We start from the raw sequence: 4,140 nt of genomic DNA, 5'->3' as shown, positions 1-4,140 counted from the left end.
TCTTATCGTAATAAAGCACAATCACCCCGTGAATTAGGAACTCTTTTCGAAAACCTTGTCATGGCTTATTTGAAACATGACCCGCTGCAATGCCAAGAATATGAGAAGGTTCAAACCTATTGTGATTGGGCTAAAGAGCATGGGGAAGATGGTCGTGATATTGGAATTGATTTGGTTGCTAAAATCCGTGATCAAGAAAGCTATGCTGCCATCCAATGCAAATGCTATGAAGCTTCCCATTGCATTAAAAAAGAAGATATTGATAGCTTCATTGCTGCCTCTGGGAAAAAGATCTTCTCCCGTCGCATTCTTATCGACAGCACTGAAAGTGATTGGAGTGATAATGCTTCTCATACCTGTGAAGGACAAGAAATCCGCATTCAACAGATTAATCTGTTTGATCTCGAAAAAAGTCAAATCGATTGGAGTGCCTTTGAAGAAAATGGGGATGTTGTCCTTAAAGAGCAAAAGAAGAAAAAGCTGTTAGATCATCAGATAGAAGCCCTTCAAGCTGTCTGTGAGGGTTTAAAAGAAGCCGATCGTGGCAAGCTGATTATGGCTTGTGGAACCGGTAAAACCTTTACCAGTCTTAAGATAGCAGAAACTCTTGCTGGTCAAGGCAAGCGTGTTTTGTTTTTGGTCCCTTCCCTTGCTCTTATGTCACAAACCATCAGAGAATGGACCCTCGATACAGAGATACCCTTGCGGTCCTTTGCGGTGTGTTCTGATACACAAGTTGGCAAGCGGCGTAAAAACCAAGAGGATGCTGCTGATTTTAACGCATCCGATCTTGTCCTGCCTGCTACAACAGATGCAAAAGAACTTGCTAGCAAAGCCAATAAAATTTCTCCTGATGTGATGACTGTCGTGTTTTCGACTTATCATTCAATCCAAGTGATATCCGATGCGCAAAGGAACTATGATTTACCTGAATTTGATCTGATTATTTGCGATGAAGCCCATAGGACAACGGGTGCTGTATTGGGTACAGACAACAGTGAATCAGAATTTGTTAAGGTTCATGACAACAGTATTGTTAAAGGCAAAAAACGCCTGTACATGACAGCAACACCAAAGATCTTTACCGATAATGCCAAGAAACAAGCCAATGAGATTAATGCTGTGCTAGCTTCCATGGATGATGAAGAGCTCTATGGAAAAACCCTTTATACCTATACCTTCTCAAAAGCCGTTCAGAATAACCTGTTAGCACCTTATAAGATTATTGTGTTGGGTGTAAATGAAGAAGCAGTGGCTCAATCCATTCAACATCTTATGACCGATGACAATTATGAACTTATTCTTGATGATAAGACCAAGATTGTAGGCTGTTATCAAGCTCTGAGTAAAATTGATTTAAAGGTTGATTTAAGTGATGACCCTAGCCCCATGCGCCGTGCTTTAGCTTTTTGCAAAGATATTAAAACCTCTGAACGCATTCGTGATACCTTCAATTCTGATGAAATTCAGTCTGAATTACGGACTCTTTATGAAAGCTATAAAAAGACGTCCCCTCTTCATTGTAGATTTGAACATATTGATGGAAAACAAAGTGCTAAAAAACGTAATCAAGCTCTTGATTGGCTAAAAGAAGATGCGGGGGAAAATGTTTGTCGTGTGTTAAGCAATGTCCGTTGTCTTTCTGAAGGTGTGGATGTTCCTGCTCTTGATGCGGTGATGTTTTTACACCCGCGCAAAAGTCATGTGGATGTCATACAGGCGGTGGGACGTATCATGCGCCGTGCCAAGGGGAAAAAAAGAGGCTATATCATTCTGCCTGTTGGCGTTCCTGCGGGGATTTCTGCTGAACAGGCTTTAAGACACAACAAGAGATACAAAGTTGTCTGGCAAGTAATCAATGCTCTTCTTGCCCATGATGAGAATTTTGAGATAACCCTCAACCAAATGATTTTAGGGCAAGATGTAAGTCATACCCTAGAGATTCTTGCCTTAGACAGTATGACTGCGGTTGAGGATAAAATCTCAATCCATGAGAAATCAGAAAGTACAGGACTTCAGATTGGAAAACCTGCCTATGAACCTGCTCAAAGTGTTGGAGTACAAACAAGATTACCCTTTTTTAAAGAGTTCCGTAATGCTCTGATAACCCTTCTAACGAAGAAATTTGCCATTACCGATTATTGGGAAAACTGGGCTGGCAATGTTGCTGAGATTGCGCAAAACCATATCAACCGCCTGCAAAACATGCTTGCTGATGAGACAAGCGAAGCACGCCGTGCTTTTGATGCGTTTCATGAGGAATTACAGAACAACTTAAACAGTGATATAAAACAAGAAGAAGCTGTTGAAATGCTCGCACAACATCTTGTCACGCGTCCTGTTTTTGAAGCTTTATTTGATGGCAATCAATTTGTCCAAAACAATGCCATCTCGCAAGCAATGGAAAAGATCCTAGCTGAGTTGGATAAGACCAATATTGAAGAAGAGTCAAAAGAGCTCAAAGAATTCTATGAAAGTGTAAAATTACGTGCCTCTGGTATTACCACCCCGCAAGCAAGACAAAATCTTATCATTACTCTTTATGAAAGCTTTTTTGCCAAGGCGTTCAAAAAGACAACGGATAGGCTTGGCATTGTTTATACCCCTGTTGAGGTTGTCGATTTTATTATTCGCTCTGTTGATGATGTTTTGCGCAAGGAATTTGGCAAGAGTTTAGGCTCCCGTGGTGTTTCTATTCTTGATCCCTTTACGGGTACAGGTACCTTTATCACAAGGCTGTTACAATCTGATCTCATTAAACCAGAGGATATGGAATATAAGTTCCGTCATGATATCCATGCCAATGAGATTGTCTTACTCGCTTATTATATAGCAGCGATTAATATTGAAGCAACCTATCATGGTCTTATGAAAGGAGATTATATTCCCTTTAAGCATATTGGGTTGACCGATACGTTTCAGATGGTTGAAAAGCAAGATCTGATGAAAGGTTTATTAGAGGAAAACAGTGCATATTTGGAACTTCAGAAGAAACTCAATATTGAAGTCATTTTTGGTAACCCTCCTTATTCTTTTGGACAAAAAAGCGAAAATGATAATGCAAAGAATACACATTATCCACTCTTAGATAAACGTATCGGTGAAACTTATGCTGCTCAATCCAAAGCAAGCAATGTTAATAGACTTTATGACAGTTATATTCGTGCCATCCGCTGGGCAAGTGACCGTATAAAAGACCGTGGTGTTATTGGTTTTGTTACAAATGCAAGCTTTGTAGATGCAAATTCTATGGATGGTTTACGAAAATGTCTGGTTGAAGAATTTAGCAGCCTTTATATTTTCCATTTACGGGGGAATGCTCGGACTTCTGGAGAACAACGTAAGAAAGAAAGTGGTGGAATTTTTGGAGAAGGCTCTCGAGCTCCCATTGCAATCTCTATTCTCGTAAGAAACCCAAATGCACAACAGCGTGGTAAAATATATTTTCGTGATATTGGAGATTATCTCACAAGAGAAAAAAAACTCACAATAATCGAAACCTTTGGTAGCATTGATGGTATTACACGGAGTGAACACGATTGGAAAATCATCACACCAGACAAGCATGGTGATTGGATAAATCAACGTAATGACAGTTTCAACGCCTTTTTAGCCATAGGTGATAAGGATAAGAAAGAGCATGGTAAAAAACTCTTTGAGACATTCTCCTGCGGTATCGTAACCAGTCGTGATGCTTGGGTATATAACTCAAGTCGTAAGATTTTAGCAAAAAATATGCGTAACATGATTGCTTTCTATAATAGCGAAGTGGAACGTTTTAATGACGCCCATCCACATAGCGACCGTAAAACACGTGCAAAAGCTGTAGATAATTTTGTTAACATTGATATGACAAAGATCAGTTGGAGTAGTAGTCTTAAACAAGAATTTGTAAGAAGCAAATGTTCTGAATTTGAAGAAAGTTGCCTTGTGCAAAGTTTGTATCGTCCTTTTACACAACAATGGCTTTACTACAATCGTATTTTTAATCATAGAGTTTTTCAAATGCCGCGGATCTTCCCAATGGGAAAAGCAGTTGATAATAGAGTAATACAACTTACAGGTACAGGAATAAAAAGTGGCTTTTCTGTTTTGATGAATAAAAATTTACCTGACTTGAACATGATGGATGGTGCTAGC

General features: G+C 39.4%; 1 protein-coding gene. It reads left to right on the top strand.

Going from position 1 to position 4,140, the window contains the following annotated elements; all coding sequences use genetic code 11:
• Positions 1–4,140: DEAD/DEAH box helicase (locus AC0QT4_RS08545; RefSeq protein ID WP_473201255.1), on the top strand; the 4,140-nt coding region annotated here is incomplete at both ends.

This window comes from Bartonella sp. EBT8, assembly GCF_055796165.1.
Note: the sequence above shows the minus strand (reverse complement) of the source record. Positions and strands in the feature narration are given on the sequence as shown.